Below are 15,531 nucleotides of genomic sequence, written 5' to 3'. Positions count from 1 at the left end.
ACTTGATTACTTCCTATGAGCTATTGCCTAAATCCTAATTGCCCAAATCCTGTTAATCCTGATGGGACGAAGTTTTGCCTAACTTGCGGTACAAAATTGGTGCTTAGAGAGCGCTACAAAGCTATCAAACCCATCGGACAGGGTGGTTTTGGCAGAACTTTTCTGGCTGTGGATGAAGATAAACCCTCAAAACCGCGCTGCGTAATTAAACAGTTTTATCCGCAAGCGCAGGGGACTAGCACGGTACAGAAAGCAATTGAGCTATTTAACCAAGAAGCTGTGCGGCTGGATGAGTTGGGCGCACATCCCCAGATACCGGAATTGCTAGCGTATTTTACGCAAGACGATCGACAATATTTGGTGCAAGAATTTATCGATGGGCAAAATTTAGCACAAGAATTGTCGCAGTATGGTGCGTTTAGCGAAGATCGGATAAAATCGCTGCTGAATGATATGTTGTTGGTGCTGCAATTTGTCCACAGCCATCAGGTGATTCACCGGGATATTAAACCTGAGAATATTATTAGGAGAGAGAGCGATCGCAAGCTTGTTTTAGTGGATTTTGGGGCTGCTAAATTTGCTAGCGGAAACGCCATGAACCAGACGGGAACGAGCATTGGTAGCCCGGAATATGTTGCACCAGAGCAAGTTAGAGGCAAAGCTCTTTTTGCCAGCGATATCTATAGTTTAGGCGTAACCTGCATTCATTTATTAACACAGATGTCACCCTTAGATCTCTACGATCTTAACGAAGATGCCTGGGTGTGGCGGCAATTCTTGAAAAATCCCATTAGCGATTTGCTTGGCAGAATTCTAGACAAAATGCTGCAAAGCGCCCCGATTAGACGCTATCAATCCGCAGATGAAGTTATAAAAGAATTGAATGGGGTGCAGAATGAAACAGCAACATTCATCGGCCAAACACCAGTAACACCAACAAAACCTACTGTTATATTAGCGCCAAATCCACCAGACATCAAAGTACCTGGTGCTAAATCTAAAACCGAAATTGATGCGGAGTTAGCGGAGGTTTCGTCTCAGTTTCTTAGTCCCCCCCCACCCAAAAGTGGAAATCAGAAATCGAGTTCGCCACAAGGTTCTTCTGCTAGTAATTCAAAAGCCAAAAGCCAAATTGAGCTGGAATTGGAAGAATTGAAATCTCAGTTTAATCCACCGCCTAAATCATAACTTTGTTATGATTTAGGCGAATATTAACTTTATTCTGCTTAATTGTTCATAACAGTTTGCGGAAATATGAAAGTTTTGGCGTTGTTTACAAAATAGGGACAAGCGATCGCCATCTCTCAAGCATCGACAATATTAAGCTTGACAAAATTGCGATTTATGTTCTGGGTAAGGGCATGGGCGCTGCATAGGTAACGGGCGCTTACTGACAAGAGCTAGAATGCTTTACACCATTTAGGTTAAAATTCTAGGCTTTAAGTTCTGAAACGAGCTACTGGCGCGGCTTGCAAAATCTAAAATCTAAAATTTAAAATCCAAAATCGTATTGTTGCATAGCCCAATAGTCTTTTAAAGACACCGTATTTAACCCATAACATATAATGTAAGGCTGGAATGTGAGACGAAAAGGTAGCGCTGTATGGCATCCATCCGCGAGTTGCACAGACAACTCATCCGCAAAGATCGCTCGGCTGTAGAAATCACCAAAGAAGCTTTAGAGCGCATCCAAAACCTAGAGCCTAAATTGCACAGCTTTTTGTGCGTAACAGCCGATAAAGCCTTAGAACAGGCAAAAGCGGTGGATGCCAAAATCGCCGCTGGTGAAGAAATTGGGCTGCTGGCTGGCATTCCCATCGCCATCAAGGACAATATGTGTACTGAGGGGATTCGCACGACTTGCGGCTCCCGGATTTTGGAAAATTTCATCCCACCCTACGAATCAACCGTTACGCAAAAACTCGCCCAGTCTGGTGCGGTGATGGTGGGCAAAACCAACATGGATGAGTTCGCGATGGGCAGTTCTACGGAAACTTCTGCCTATCAAGTTACGGCAAATCCTTGGGATTTGGAGCGAGTCCCTGGTGGTTCCTCTGGCGGCTCAGCGGCGGCTGTGGCGGCGAGGGAGTGTGTTGTAGCTATCGGTTCCGACACGGGAGGCTCTATTCGCCAACCAGCGTCTTTGTGCGGCATCGTGGGGTTGAAACCAACCTACGGGCTGGTTTCGCGTTATGGCCTAGTGGCTTATGCTTCTTCGTTGGATCAAATTGGGCCATTTGGTCGCACTGTAGATGATGCGGCAATTTTGCTCGGCGCGATCGCTGGTTATGACCCCAAAGACTCCACCAGCCTAAACGTCCAAATCCCCGACTACTCCAAATTACTCAAACCCAACTTTCGCGCCAGAGGTATCCTCAGAATAGGCGTTATTAAAGAAACCTTTGGCGCAGGCTTAGACGCTGTAGTTGAAAAAGCTGTCACCAAAGCGATCGACTTGCTGCAACAGTTGGGAGCCGAAATCCACGTCATTTCCTGTCCCCGCTTCCGCTACGGCTTGCCCACATACTACATTATCGCCCCCTCTGAGGCGTCGGCCAATCTCGCCCGTTACGATGGCGTTAAGTATGGCTTCCGCGCTCCCGATCCCGACAATCTTCTATCCATGTACACCCAAACTCGCTCCACTGGGTTTGGTCAAGAAGTCAAGCGCCGGATCATGCTGGGGACTTATGCGCTATCTGCTGGCTACTATGACGCTTACTATCTAAAAGCGCAAAAAGTCCGCACTTTGATTAAGAAAGACTTTGAGGACGCTTTTGAAAAAGTTGATGTTTTAGTGTGTCCTACTGCGCCGACAACTGCATTCAAAGCTGGGGAAAAAACAGATGACCCCTTAAGTATGTATCTCTCCGACTTAATGACAATTCCAGTTAATTTGGCTGGTTTGCCTGCATTAAGTTTGCCTTGTGGGTTTGATGAAAAGGGATTACCGATTGGTATGCAGTTGATTGGCAATGTCTTGCGAGAAGATCAGCTTTTGCAGGTGGCTTATGCTTACGAGCAATCTACTAGCTGGCATCTACGCGCACCGCAACTGGGTTAACTAGCGATTTATTGTTCATTGCTCATTAATGTTTGCCCTACTCAATGAGCAATGAACAATTATCAAACTTGATTTTATATATACATATGAATTACCTGGCGCATTTATATCTAGCCGACAATTCACCCGAATCAATTCTTGGTAATTTGTTAGGGGATTTTGTAAAAGGCCAAGCAGCTTTTAACATCTATCCAATGGCAATAAAAAAAGGCATACAACTACATAGACAAGTTGATGCTTATACTGACTCTCATGCTGTTGTGCGTGAAAGCAAAAAATTAATTAGTAATATTAATAAACGTTATGCTGGAATTATTATCGACGTTTTTTACGATCATTTTTTAGCGAAGAACTGGTCAACATATTCATCTATACCGCTCAATGAATTTGCAGCAAATGTGTATGCTATATTACAGGATAATCACCACCTACTTCCACCGTCGCTTATAGAAATCCTTCCCAGGATAATTGGCAATAATGTATTGATGTCTTATGCTGATATTCAAGGAATCGGCAACGCGCTTAAAAGAATATCGTTGAGATTAAAAAGAGAAAATAGTTTAGGCGATGCGACAGAAGATTTAAGGGCTAACTATGAGCGTTTAGAGTCAGATTTCTCTCTTTTCTTTACAGATTTAACTGAATATACTTACAAAGTAAGATAAAACTCATTAATTCTAGTTGCAGTCCGGTAATACCAACCCTACGTTTAAGTGGATTTATTTATTATTAGGGCAACTTTTGCGGTTTGGCAAGCGTGTTAATTAAAATAAAAAGGAAATAAGCTCAGGCGTGTAATACGCTAGTATAATGTCAATCCTACCAGTTTAGTGAAACAGCCATGTCTTTTGTTGGTTTGCACATTCATAGCGATTACAGTTTGCTCGATGGTGCCAGTCAACTACCGCAGTTGGTGGCGCGAGCTGTAGAATTAGGAATGCCCGCGATCGCTCTTACAGATCACGGCGTTATGTACGGCGCAATCGAGTTAATAAAAGTCTGTCGTACTAAAAATATTAAGCCGATTATCGGCAATGAAATGTATATCATCAACGGCGAAATTGATAAACAAGAGCGTCGCCGCAAATATCACCAAATCGTTCTAGCTAAAAATACCAAAGGCTACAAAAATTTAGTCAAATTAACTACTATTTCCCACTTAAAAGGTAGACAGGGGAAAGGTATATTTTCCCGTCCTTGTATTAATAAAGAACTATTAGAACAATACCATGAAGGGTTAATTGTCACCAGCGGCTGTATGGCTGGAGAAATACCACAAAATATTTTACAAGGAAAGTTAGACGAAGCGCGGAAGGTAGCGCTGTGGTACAAAGATTTATTGGGCGAAGATTACTATCTAGAAATTCAAGATCACGGTCAGTGGGAAGACAGAGTTGTTAACGTAGAAATTGTTAAGATTGCCAGGGAACTTGACATTAAAATTGTTGCAACAAATGACTCCCACTACATTTCTTGCTACGACGTAGAAGCCCACGATGCGCTGCTGTGTATAAATACAAACAAATTAATTACAGAAGATAAGCGCCTGCGCTACAGCGGGACGGAGTATCTTAAGTCAGAAAAAGAGATGGCGCAACTATTTCGCGATCACTTGCCAGATGAGGTAATTGAGGAGGCGATCGCTAACACTCTAGAAGTTGCTAATAAAGTAAAATCATACGACATTATGGGCGAGCCACGCCTCCCCAATTATCCCGTTCCTCCAGATCATACCGCCGACACCTATGTAGAGGAAATTGCTAGGGAAGGACTGCGAGAACGCTTCAAATGCAGATCTTACTCAGAACTTGAGCCAGTATATCGGGAGCGCCTGGACTACGAACTAAAAATGATCCAGCGCATGGGATTTTCCACCTACTTTTTAGTAGTTTGGGACTATATCAAATATGCCAGAGATAACGATATTCCAGTCGGGCCAGGTCGTGGTTCTGCGGCGGGTTCTCTTGTTGCTTACGCCCTAAAAATTACTAACATTGACCCGGTGCATCACGGATTGCTATTCGAGCGATTTTTGAACCCAGAACGGAAGTCAATGCCTGATATTGACACGGATTTCTGTATTGACAATCGAGACAAAGTAATTGAATACGTCACCAATAAATATGGTAGCGATCGCGTAGCCCAAATTATTACGTTTAACAAGCTGACTTCTAAAGCTGTCTTAAAAGATGTCGCCCGCGTGTTGAACATTCCCTACGGGGAATCCGACAAAATGGCGAAGTTGATTCCCGTTGTCAGAGGTAAGCCAACAAAACTCAAGGTGATGATTTCCGATGATACGCCGTCACCGGAATTTAAAAGCGCTTACGAAAACAGCGAAATTAAAATTAAAGACCCTACTAGCGGTGAAGAAAGTAGTATTCCAGTCCGCCGCTGGATTGAGATGGCAATGCGAATTGAGGGGACTAACAAAACCTATGGGGTTCACGCCGCAGGTGTAGTAATTTCGGCAGAACCGCTGGATGAAATTGTGCCGCTGCAAGTGAATAACGAAGGTGCTGTAATTACTCAGTATTTCATGGAAGATTTGGAATCACTGGGTTTGTTGAAAATGGACTTTTTGGGTTTGAGGAATCTAACGATTATCCAAAAGACCATAGATTTAATTAAAGAACACCAGAATGTTTCTATTAATCCCGATGATGTGACCGATCAGGAAAGAAGAGCTAATAAAATATTAGCCAAGGGCGAAATAAAGAATAAACCCAATGAAGTTGCAAAAACTTATAAAGTATTAGAAAATGGCGACTTAGAAGGAATTTTCCAGCTAGAATCTTCGGGAATGCGTCAAATAGTACGCGACTTGAAGCCTTCAAATATAGAAGACATTTCCTCAATTCTCGCACTATATCGACCGGGGCCATTAGATGCAGGACTCATTCCTAAGTTTATCGATCGCAAGCACGGACGAGAAAACATAGATTATCCTCATGAACTGTTAGAGCCAATTCTTAACGAAACATACGGAATACTTTGCTACCAAGAGCAAATTATGAAGATGGCTCAAGATTTGGCTGGATATTCTTTGGGTCAAGCGGATCTACTTCGTAGAGCGATGGGCAAGAAGAAAGCCGAAGAAATGCAGAAGCAGCGCGACACTTTTATCGATGGTGCGGCGAGAAATGGAGTGTCAAGAAAAATAGCTGAAGCATTGTTTGAGCAGATGGTGCAATTTGCTGAATATTGTTTTAATAAATCCCATTCAACGGCTTATGCTTATGTCACTTATCAAACTGCTTTTTTAAAGGCAAATTATAAAGTTGAATACATGGCGGCGCTGCTGACGGCTAACAGTGGCGATACGGATAAGGTGCAGAAGTACATCACCAATGCTCAAAATATAGGAATTGTGGTGGAAGGGCCGGATATTAATCGTTCGCTTGTTGATTTTACGCCGATGGAAGGCAAGATTGTGTTCGGGTTGTCGGCGGTACGAAATGTGGGAGAGGGAGCGATCGCTTGTATTTTGGAGTCTAGGGATAAAGAAGGCAAATTTACATCCCTGGCGGATTTGTGCGATCGCATTAACCTCCACAGCGTCAACAGCCGCGCCTTAGAAGCGCTTATAAAATGCGGAGCTTTCGATAGTATCGAGAAAAACCGCAAGCAATTAGTTGAGCACCTACCTTTAGTTACAAGTTGGGCGCAGAAAAGCAAAAAAGCTTCGGATCAGCCCACGCTTTTTGACCTGGCAGAGGTAAGAAGTCCGGCTCCCAAACTGCCCTTAGTAGCAGATTTTTCAACAGCAGAAAAGCTGCAAATGGAAAAAGAATTGCTAGGCTTCTATGTTTCCGAACACCCTCTCAAATCGATAGAAAAAGTAGCTGCTGGAATGGAGCCTGCTCCTATTACTATCAGCCAGCTAAACGAACAGCGTGATAAGTCAAAAGTAACAGCGATCGCTCTGATAATAGAAGTTAAGCAAGTGACGACTAAAAAAGGCGATCGCATGGCGATTTTGCAGATGGAAGACTTAAGTGGTAAAGCCGAAGGTGTAGTCTTTCCCAGAACTTATGAAGCTCTAAATTCATCCCTAGTGACAGACACGCCTTTAATTATTAAAGGGAAAGTAGACAAGCAAGACGAGCGAACTCAGATAATTGTTGAAGACATTCAGCCAATTCCAGTAGAACAGTTGGTGGCAGAAACAACATCGCCCCCAGTAGAAGAACAGGAAACTAATTTTCCAACATACTCGGACAACAATGATGAAGATAACGTACCAATTGATGCCGATTATGAGGTGAGAATACAACTGACACCGCAGCGAGTAAATGAAGAACGCGGACTCGATAATTTGCGGAGTATCTTGAAAGAATACTCAGGCGATCGCAATAAGGCAAAAGTTCCGGTAATAGCAGTTGTGGTAGGTAAAAATCAAACTGCCTTTGTGAAATTAGGCAAAGCTTTTTGGGTGCAAAACCACAAACGTGCTGTAGAAGCGCTCAATTCTGCGGGATTTAGTGCCAGCGTCCATCCTGCAACAAAAGTTCGCGATCGCACAACGATTTAAGTAAATATAAGGTGCGCTTTAGGAAGAATATTACCCTCAAGGCTAATTTTCAAATTAAGAAATTTAGCCTTGAAAACGCAACTGCTTATAAAGAGCGATCGCCCCTATAGCTGTGTTCAGTTATTCGATATGTCGAGCATACTGGATCGTGTCAGTAAGTTGTGAGATCGTTTATGCGTCGATTTTCATTTTGGGCGATCGCTTCTACCCGCTTCCTAAGCGCTGCCCAGAAACCATTGCGAATAGCAACAGCGTTGCTATTGTGTCTAGTATTGTCCGGCTGGTCGCTTCCCGCCTTCGCCGCAAGCCGCATCAGTCCGCGCTTGGAAGAACAAGTTTTGCAGATTCTTCGCGAACACCCGGAAGCGATTCTAGAGTCTGTCCAGGCATACCAACAGCAACAACAACAGCAGTTAAGCCAAGCACAGCAGGCATTTTTGCAGCAGTTGAAAACCAATCCCCAAACAGTTATTGGGGAGTCTGCTACTACTGGCGCACCAGAGTCAAAGGTTGTGCTGGTAGAGTTTTCAGACTTTCAATGCCCCTATTGTGCCCAAGCTCATAAAACTCTAAAACAGTTCGTTGCCAATCACCAGGATGAAGTCAAGTTGGTATTTAAACATTACCCCTTGGCTGCAATTCATGCTCAAGCCTTACCTGCTGCTAAAGCTGCTTGGGCGGCGGGCAAACAGGGCAAATTCTGGGAGTTTCACGACGAGCTATTTACCCAGCAAGATAAGTTAGGTGAAGAGTTGTATGTTGCGATCGCCCAAAACCTAACTCTGGATCTGGAGCAGTTTAACAGCGATCGCGCCAGCGATGCTGCCAATGCTGCAATCGGACAGGATGTACAACTGGCAACTGCTTTGGGTATTGAAGGTACGCCTTTCTTTGTAATGAACGGCGAGGCTTTCACAGGCGCTATCGGCCTAGCCGACATGGAAAAAATACTAGCACGGGCTGAAAAGTCCTAATAAAAAGTCCCACTGACTCTCCGCCTTCACTGCCAGATGGTTTAACGGTTTATTGTTCCTTGCAAATAGGCGATGAACCGCGAACCGTTAAACCATGTAAACCAGCCTAATTGGAATAAATTGCAATTTCAACTCGGCGGTTGCGTTGACGGTTGACAATGGAGATATTCTCAACCAATGGACGGCTTTCTCCGTAGCCAACAAGTATCGAGTGATGCTGTTTGCTCAAAGTACGAGATATATACTGATCGATTGCTCTGGCGCGTTGAAATGACAATTCTCGATTGTCCTGGACATCACCAGCGTCATCGGTATGGACAGCAATACGGATTGTCGCTTTCTGGTACTTGTCCAAGTCGGCGATTACTTTGTCTAAAATTAAGCCCGCTTGGGGACGCATAACACTGTAGTTGTCTTTAAACAACACGTCGCTGGGCAGAGTGACCTTTAAGGATTCACCTTGAAACAGCGGCGGGGATGAGGCAGATACTTGATTGGCATTGGCGTTGACCTGACTTTGAGGCGTAGCAGGGGGGGCTTGGAGTTGTTCCGAAATGGCTTGCAATCTTGTTTCTACAGGTTCCTTATCGCGACTTTTGCCCAGAGCCATTTCTATGGAACTCGTGCGATCGCGCACCAACTTCATTTGCGCCTGCAATTGTTGCAATTGGGTTTGTAATTGCTGCCGCTGCGTCTGTCCTAACCCCCCTTGTACCCCTCCCTTAGCAACATCAGCAGCAGTTGAGCTAGCAGGCGAAGAACTGGGACTGGGCGAAGCATCAGTTGGCGTTCGAGTTTTTAACCCTTCCAAAACTTTCACCACTAGAGGCACCTCTGGGTTGCGATTGGGATAGAAGTTCACCAAGATCATGCCCAAAAGCCATGCAAAACTACCGCCAATGCCCAGCAGTAGCAATTGATAGAGCAAAATCACCAACCAAGGACGGCGGTTGATAGATTCCCTGCGGTACGTCCTCGTGACGGTTGGCGCAGATTTTATTACTGTGTTCCCCAAGTTCATCCCCACCCTAAAAAAATTCTTAAAGACAAACTACCACTTGCTCATCCCCTGTGGACGGGTACGAGCCATTAACATCCTTGAAAATTTAGCAAAGGATTGCTCAGCCTTGGTGTAAACTCTATGAAAACTTTAGTAAATTATGCAATTTATGGATTGTTAATTGTTGTACATAGAATAAAGAACATAGCACTGTTCTTGGGGCGTTGCTCCTCACACAAAAAACGCCGTTTTCACGAGCTAACCCCGAATCAATGTCCAAACCCAAACCCCGCAGTAGATGGTCTTGCCTCCGAGCATACCTCCCCCTATTAGCGGCACCGCTGCTGATGGCTCCCAAATTATCTGCCATAGCTGACACTAATAAAGTGTCTAGGGTCGCACGCCCAGCGACCGTGCCATTTGCCCAGTCCTCAAAGGAAGTGCAATCCGCTGCCCCCGACATGACTCAACAACTGGTACAGATTGACCCCCTCGATAGCCCCCATCCCATCCCTTGGAATTGGGTGATGACAACCCACGCTGAAGTTACCGCCAAGGGTGCTTCCGGGTTGCGCTACTATCGCAGTCAGTCGTTAGTTTCTCCAGATGGTCAGTATGCTGCTTACACCCGGATTCAGATGGATGTGCAGCCAGAACTGTACCGCAGCCGCGTTACCAGCGTGATGTTTCTGGAAAATCTGAAGACTGGCGATTTGCGGACGATTACGGCATCTTCTCCCCTGGCTGACAATCCTCTTGCTGCTAACGAAGAAGCCGATATGCCAGGAACGATTGCTATATTGATTCCTATCTCTTGGTCGCCTGATGGCGATCGCATCCTCGCACGTCAATTTGAAGGTTTGTTTAGCACGTCAGATGCTTCTGACTATGCGGTTATTTGGGATCGCAAGCTAAACCGCACTAGCACTGTTGCGCCTGACCGCTCTCAATACAGTACCGCCGTTTTGCTAGGCTGGAGTCGCACCAATCCTGGTCGCGTTCTCTTTCGGGCTGGCGAACTGGGTGAGGAAAATTGGCCCCTCTGGGCTGTTGATATAAATGGCCAAACAATAGCCGCAACCGAGGATAAACCAGCAGTCTTTGGTCAACGGGTAAACAACGTCTGGGCTGGGCCGCAAGCTCGCTGGTAACAAGATTATGAATTATGAATTACGAATAAATTCGTAATTCATAATTCGTTTTGCCTGTTGCTTCTAAGTTTAACTGTAAAACTTAGTATTACCTTCTATGCATTTGTCAAAACTTAAATGGTTACGCAAGTTTTTTTTTATTCTGAGTCTTAGCCTGCTGACTTTTCTTTTAGTTATAGGTATTACGCTTTATTTTCAGACTCGTACAAACTATACCATAATCAACGATTCTAACTATAATCTTTATATCAAAAATATATTAAATCAACCGAGTTATTACCCAGCCAAGCAAACTGTATCATCCAGTCTTTATCAACCCGTTAGTCAGTGGACGGGACGCCTGATATTACCGCCTATAGAACAACTAGGAACGGACGATTTAGTTTTATTTGAAGTTCATAATGCTGATAGCGCCCATCAAAATTTAGTGGGAAAAATTGTAAATTTACAGTGGAGTCCCACCCCAGAAGCGCAGCAATATGTCCAGGCTGTAACGCGAGATATTAGCTTTACAAAAGAGACGGAAGATAGTAAAAAACAAAATAATCTGCATCCCGACAGGTTGAACAACATTAAAAGTGTTGGCCCCTTAAAATCGCTGGCTGGGGCAAGAACGGAAGACGATGTTATAGTTATGCTGCCAGAACCAGTAGTGGTTTCAGGCGGCGAAGCAAATCGTACTTCGCTGGTTATTAGCAAAACACCAGTACAAATAACCGGAAGATTTTATGCCTTAGTGACGGTTGTAGAAAGTAAAGATAGTAATAGCGATCGCTTCCTAATTCGCCACTATAATAAAAACTCCAAAAACTTCGATGGACTCGAAGAAATTATTCGCATTCCCCAAGTAACGGCTGACAGAGTTGGCATTCATCGTGCTACAAATCGCGCTATAGAAAAATCTCCCCTCAATCCATATGGTTGGTACATCTATGGTGCAAAAGATACTGAAGGTGTTTTTGTTGCACAAGCAATAGAACCACGCGCCATCATGAGGATCGAACCGGATGACGTGCGTTTTGGTTTAAAACAATCGCTTGACTACATCAATAAAGAAGTTTGGAAAGATACTGAAAAACAAAAAGGAACAGCTAAAACTGTTCTGTTATCTCAAAACGCCAACCAGAGAAACGATGCTTTATCCCAATGGCGCGAAGGAGATAAAGCCCTTGTAATTCACAGCTACGGTGGAATTGGTGGAGACAAACCCGAACCATCGCCCTTGGGAGTAGTTACCGGGCATTTTTCCTATGGAATTGCCACTGTTGTCCGCGATAAATTCACCGATGAATTGCGCTTTGATATCGAGTATCGGCAAGTCTACGCGCACAATCCAGATGGAATTGTTGCTGGTGCAATTAAATGGTCTAGCTACATGGGAGATTTACAACGGGGTTGGCTGGGAAATCGGCCTGTTGCTGATGTAATTGTCAAACTCGATGCTATTAGCGAAGATTACGATTTTGATGGCATCAAGTTGTCGCCAATAGCCGAATTTACAAAGCAATTGGACATTATGACGGCGCGGTATAGGATTGGTGATGGTACTGGCGCGGCATTAGTTACCCCATCTACAAGTTGCGTACAAGACTCAAACCAAGCGCTATACGTGACAATCAAGAAAATAGAGGAAACGGTGCAGACTAATCCTCGTATTCAAGAGTGGTTTCGGCGCAATCCAAACAATCCGCAAAAATTACGTTTTCAGAAGTTGGTACAATTGGGGCGATCGCTCGAAAAACAACTAGCACCGCTAGGGATTATCCGATCTGACTGGAAGAAAAATACTGGGAATTTGGCAGGAACGCGCACGCCTGACGGATTAATGGCTACTTTGTTGAAATCTGCAACAACTTGGCGGACGATGCTACCTCGAAGGGCGCAAGATGAAATTACCAGTATTTTCCTGAGAAATGGCGCTAGTTTATGGATAATTCGCACTAATCAATTGGGTGGATTTGATCCAACTATTAAACCTGTTGCGCCTACTGCTTTGCTAGGGCATCGTACTAATTAAGATAAGTCTAAACAGGTGGGCGTAAATAAACACGTGATAGTTGAAGTAATTTTGGTGGGCATTGCCCACCCTACGTTTAATTTCTCAGCCACCCCTTCAGAAGTAAATTAGCCTACCGATTTAGAAAGCGACTGGCTAATCCCATTGCATCACCCATATCGACATCGCCATCGTTATCAGCATCCAAAAAGTTATTAAGTAGAGGATTGCCACTTTGGGGGTTCTGAGTATTAGCGCCACCTTGCAGAAACTTAAGCACTATAGGAACTAAGAATGGCAGCATATTTTGAATCATGCTTGGGTCCATCCCCGTTCTTTGTACAATTTGCTGAATAAGTTGGTTCTGCATAGCTCCAGAGAAGAGGATATCAACAATTTGGGAATTTGGATTGGTTCCACCAAATTGATTGACAAGCCCCTGTGCGTACTCATTACCCTCGGTAGCTTGCTTTTGCTGTAAAGCGGAGCGCACGCCGCTACCCACAACCGACAAGGCTGATTGCATCGTGGTAGGATCTGCACCAAAGCGACCGCTCATTTGATCTACCGTGTCCAGAATACCGCCTAGCTGTCCTGGATTGGCTTGCTGAGCCGGATTGTCTAGGGCATTGATAATTTGGTCAAAAAGTCCCATAATCTTGGCACTCCGTAGTAACTATGCTGAATATTCAGTCATAATCTGCCACAGGTTTCCCGGACTACTACATAAAGTTATATTTTTTACGCTAAGTGCCTAATTAGCTGGGAAGCGGCGACTGGTGCAACGGGCGTATGTTTAATGGGAAGAGCGATCGCAAAGCTGGTACCTACCCCAACCTCAGATTGGCAGCTCAACTTTCCGCCATGTTTCTCTACGATAATCTGATGGCTAATTGATAAACCCAAGCCTGTCCCAACGCCTCTTGGCTTTGTCGTGAAAAAGGCATCAAATATCTTTGCCTGATTTTCCGATGTAATACCAGAACCGCTATCGGCAATTCTCACCACAACCCAATCCTGATCTAGGCGTTGTGTCGTGATAGCGAGCAATCCGGAGCTTATAGGGTTTTTTGTTTCCTCTATGGCATCAATTGCATTGCTCATCAAATTCATAAATACCTGATACAGCAAACCTGCGTATCCTTCAATGGCTGGGATGTCACCGTAGCTACGAACGACATTAATACCCTTCTTAATACGGCTGTTGAGAATTAGCAGGCTACTGTCGATACAACCGTGCAGATCCACCAAGTTAGGAGTTACCTCATCCAGGCGAGAAAAATCTTTTAAGCTTAAAACAATTGCCTTAGCACGTTCTGCTCCAAACTTCATCGAATCTAATAGTTTAGGCAAATCTTCTTTAAGAAATTCAATATCAATCTCTTCTGCTATATCTGTAACTGCTTGGGGAGGATTAGGGACCTGGCATTGGTAAGTTTCCAGCAGTTCTAAAAGTTCCTTAATATACTCGCTAGCATGAATTGTATTGCCATAGATGAAGTTGACGGGATTGTTGATTTCATGAGCAACTCCAGCCATCATGCGTCCGAGGCTAGACATTTTCTCGCTCTGCATTAAAGTTGCTTGTGCTTCGGCTTTTTGTTCTTCTAAAAGCTGGCTTACTTTGAGTATAAGCAGGTTGAGGGAAGCGGTTAAAGCGCCAACTTCATCTTCGCTGCTGACAGGTGCTTGCAGGTCGAAGTTAGATTCTTGAGTTGCGCGTTGAGCTACATGAGTTACAGCTCTAATAGGACGGGCGATCGCGCGACTGGTATACTGACATCTTGCACCAGTACAAATGCTCGGCTTGTGGTGGGTACCAGTTGATGAGAAAAAAGGGCGTGAAGTAATACAGATATCAGCAAGAACAGTGAACACCATTCTTGTACACGCCCAAACGCTAGTCTACAGTCTCCTGAGCTTAATGCCGACGGCATACCAACGAGATAACCTGCAAGCGATGTTGGGGTTATTCCTGCAAGCGGAGGGTAAGCCTTTACCTGAGTACAGCCAAGCCAAGTCCCCTAGTGCCCTCAGCCGTTTTTTGAATGAGAATCGTTGGTCAACTAGACGGGTAATTCGCACGGTACGCCATCAGATGCTACAGCGACTTCTGAGCTATACGACAAAAGGACGAAGACCTTGGCTACAGGTGATTATTGACCTGACAACACTAGACAAATGCGGGAAGTTCAAAAATTTCCAACACTTGATTCATGTACTCAATGGTAAACGGGGATTGCATTTGGTGGTGCTTTACTTAGTGGTCGGCGAGTTTCGCACGCCTTGGGGGTTTCGAGTTTGGCGTGGTAAAGACACCCCAAGCCCAGCCCAACTCGCATTGCGCTTGATTGATACTCTGCCCAATCAGCTAACTAAGGCATTCCGGGTGATCATCCTCGCCGATACTGGGTTCGGTAGCGTGGACTTCCTCAAGGGGGTACGCAAGCGTCGTTATGCCGCCATTGTTGGGGTGCGCTGTGACCGCAAACTAACCGATGGTCGCCAAGTTCGCCAACTATGCAAGCGGGGACAACAGATACAGCTAGATGGTTTGTTGTTCCCGGTTACGCTTTCCTGGTTGTACCTCAAACGAGATGGCAAATTGGAGAAACGATTTGTCCTCTCTACTCGTCCCCTCAAGGGCAGTACCATCACTTGGTGGGGAAAACGCCGTTGGGCAATTGAGGGATTCTTTACAATACTTCTCGGTTAAGCTCTAAGCAGTGTTGAGAATGGAGAAGTTAAGATGTTCACATTGAGTTCCAGTTCCCCTATGAAATGGCTTTTTAGACGGGAACTTTGAGCGAGA

The 15,531-nt window shown here is 44.7% G+C and carries 9 protein-coding genes and 2 pseudogenes; 8 read left to right on the top strand and 3 right to left on the bottom strand.

The annotated features are described in order from the left end of the window. Positions 1-15: 15 nt before the first annotated feature. From H6F77_RS12085 to H6F77_RS12065, 5 genes and pseudogenes are all read left to right on the top strand, one after another. Positions 16-981 (top strand): annotated as a pseudogene (locus tag H6F77_RS12085) (protein kinase domain-containing protein); the annotation flags it as partial. Between the two features lie 622 nt (positions 982-1,603). Further along, positions 1,604-3,064 carry an Asp-tRNA(Asn)/Glu-tRNA(Gln) amidotransferase subunit GatA gene (gene gatA / locus H6F77_RS12080; RefSeq protein ID WP_190488761.1) on the top strand — a complete coding sequence of 487 codons (1,461 nt, stop codon included), beginning with the start codon at positions 1,604-1,606 and terminating at the stop codon, positions 3,062-3,064. 44 nt (positions 3,065-3,108) lie between these two features. Next, on the top strand, positions 3,109-3,729 hold the full coding sequence (locus H6F77_RS12075; RefSeq protein ID WP_242022105.1) for an acyl carrier protein phosphodiesterase: 621 nt from the start codon (positions 3,109-3,111) through the stop codon (positions 3,727-3,729). A gap of 176 nt (positions 3,730-3,905) precedes the next feature. Beyond that, entirely contained in the window at positions 3,906-7,598 is a 3,693-nt protein-coding gene (locus tag H6F77_RS12070) for a DNA polymerase III subunit alpha (protein WP_190488760.1), read from the top strand. Positions 7,599-7,771: 173 nt separating this feature from the next. Next, entirely contained in the window at positions 7,772-8,572 is an 801-nt protein-coding gene (locus H6F77_RS12065; protein ID WP_190488758.1) for a DsbA family protein, read from the top strand. A gap of 106 nt (positions 8,573-8,678) precedes the next feature. On the opposite strand, the gene H6F77_RS12060 is transcribed toward H6F77_RS12065, so the two are convergent. Next, positions 8,679-9,593: an OmpA family protein gene (locus H6F77_RS12060; RefSeq protein ID WP_190488756.1), complete on the bottom strand. Its 915-nt coding sequence runs from the start codon at positions 9,591-9,593 to the stop codon at positions 8,679-8,681. 251 nt (positions 9,594-9,844) lie between these two features. Between H6F77_RS12060 and H6F77_RS12055 the strand changes: the two genes are divergently transcribed. After that, a complete protein-coding gene (locus H6F77_RS12055; RefSeq protein ID WP_242022104.1) occupies positions 9,845-10,723 on the top strand; it encodes a hypothetical protein in 879 nt (292 codons plus the stop codon). A 97-nt stretch (positions 10,724-10,820) separates the two neighbouring features. Next, the gene (locus H6F77_RS12050) at positions 10,821-12,740 is read left to right on the top strand and encodes an abortive infection protein (protein ID WP_190488754.1); all 1,920 of its coding nucleotides are present in this window, start codon (positions 10,821-10,823) and stop codon (positions 12,738-12,740) included. A 112-nt stretch (positions 12,741-12,852) separates the two neighbouring features. Here H6F77_RS12050 and H6F77_RS12045 read toward each other — a convergent pair whose 3' ends face one another. Together H6F77_RS12045 and H6F77_RS12040 are read right to left on the bottom strand one after the other, a co-directional pair. Continuing rightward, positions 12,853-13,374 carry a DUF937 domain-containing protein gene (locus H6F77_RS12045; RefSeq protein WP_190488752.1) on the bottom strand — a complete coding sequence of 174 codons (522 nt, stop codon included), beginning with the start codon at positions 13,372-13,374 and terminating at the stop codon, positions 12,853-12,855. Positions 13,375-13,460: 86 nt separating this feature from the next. Next, positions 13,461-14,600, bottom strand: coding sequence for a sensor histidine kinase (locus tag H6F77_RS12040; RefSeq protein ID WP_190488750.1), 1,140 nt, complete (start codon positions 14,598-14,600; stop codon positions 13,461-13,463). Here H6F77_RS12040 and H6F77_RS12035 point away from each other — a divergent pair. After that, positions 14,569-15,417, top strand: a pseudogene (locus tag H6F77_RS12035) (transposase); the annotation flags it as partial. The gene H6F77_RS12040 and the pseudogene H6F77_RS12035 overlap by 32 nt on opposite strands. Between the last annotated feature and the right edge of the window lie 114 nt (positions 15,418-15,531).

Origin of the sequence: Microcoleus sp. FACHB-831, from assembly GCF_014695585.1 — a bacterium.
GTDB lineage: Bacteria > Cyanobacteriota > Cyanobacteriia > Cyanobacteriales > FACHB-T130 > FACHB-831.
The sequence above is the reverse complement of the archived record's forward strand: the minus strand, read 5'-3'. Positions and strand labels throughout refer to the sequence as shown.

What these genes read in the sequence shown, in the direction of transcription:
- gatA (WP_190488761.1), top strand. Translation starts at nt 1,604, where the DNA reads ATGGCATCCATCCGCGAGTTGCACAGACAACTCATCCGCAAAGATCGC.
- H6F77_RS12075 (WP_242022105.1), top strand. Translation starts at nt 3,109, where the DNA reads ATGAGCAATGAACAATTATCAAACTTGATTTTATATATACATATGAAT.
- H6F77_RS12070 (WP_190488760.1), top strand. Translation starts at nt 3,906, where the DNA reads ATGTCTTTTGTTGGTTTGCACATTCATAGCGATTACAGTTTGCTCGAT.
- H6F77_RS12065 (WP_190488758.1), top strand. Translation starts at nt 7,772, where the DNA reads ATGCGTCGATTTTCATTTTGGGCGATCGCTTCTACCCGCTTCCTAAGC.
- H6F77_RS12060 (WP_190488756.1), bottom strand. Translation starts at nt 9,593, where the DNA reads ATGAACTTGGGGAACACAGTAATAAAATCTGCGCCAACCGTCACGAGG.
- H6F77_RS12055 (WP_242022104.1), top strand. Translation starts at nt 9,845, where the DNA reads ATGTCCAAACCCAAACCCCGCAGTAGATGGTCTTGCCTCCGAGCATAC.
- H6F77_RS12050 (WP_190488754.1), top strand. Translation starts at nt 10,821, where the DNA reads ATGCATTTGTCAAAACTTAAATGGTTACGCAAGTTTTTTTTTATTCTG.
- H6F77_RS12045 (WP_190488752.1), bottom strand. Translation starts at nt 13,374, where the DNA reads ATGGGACTTTTTGACCAAATTATCAATGCCCTAGACAATCCGGCTCAG.
- H6F77_RS12040 (WP_190488750.1), bottom strand. Translation starts at nt 14,600, where the DNA reads ATGGTGTTCACTGTTCTTGCTGATATCTGTATTACTTCACGCCCTTTT.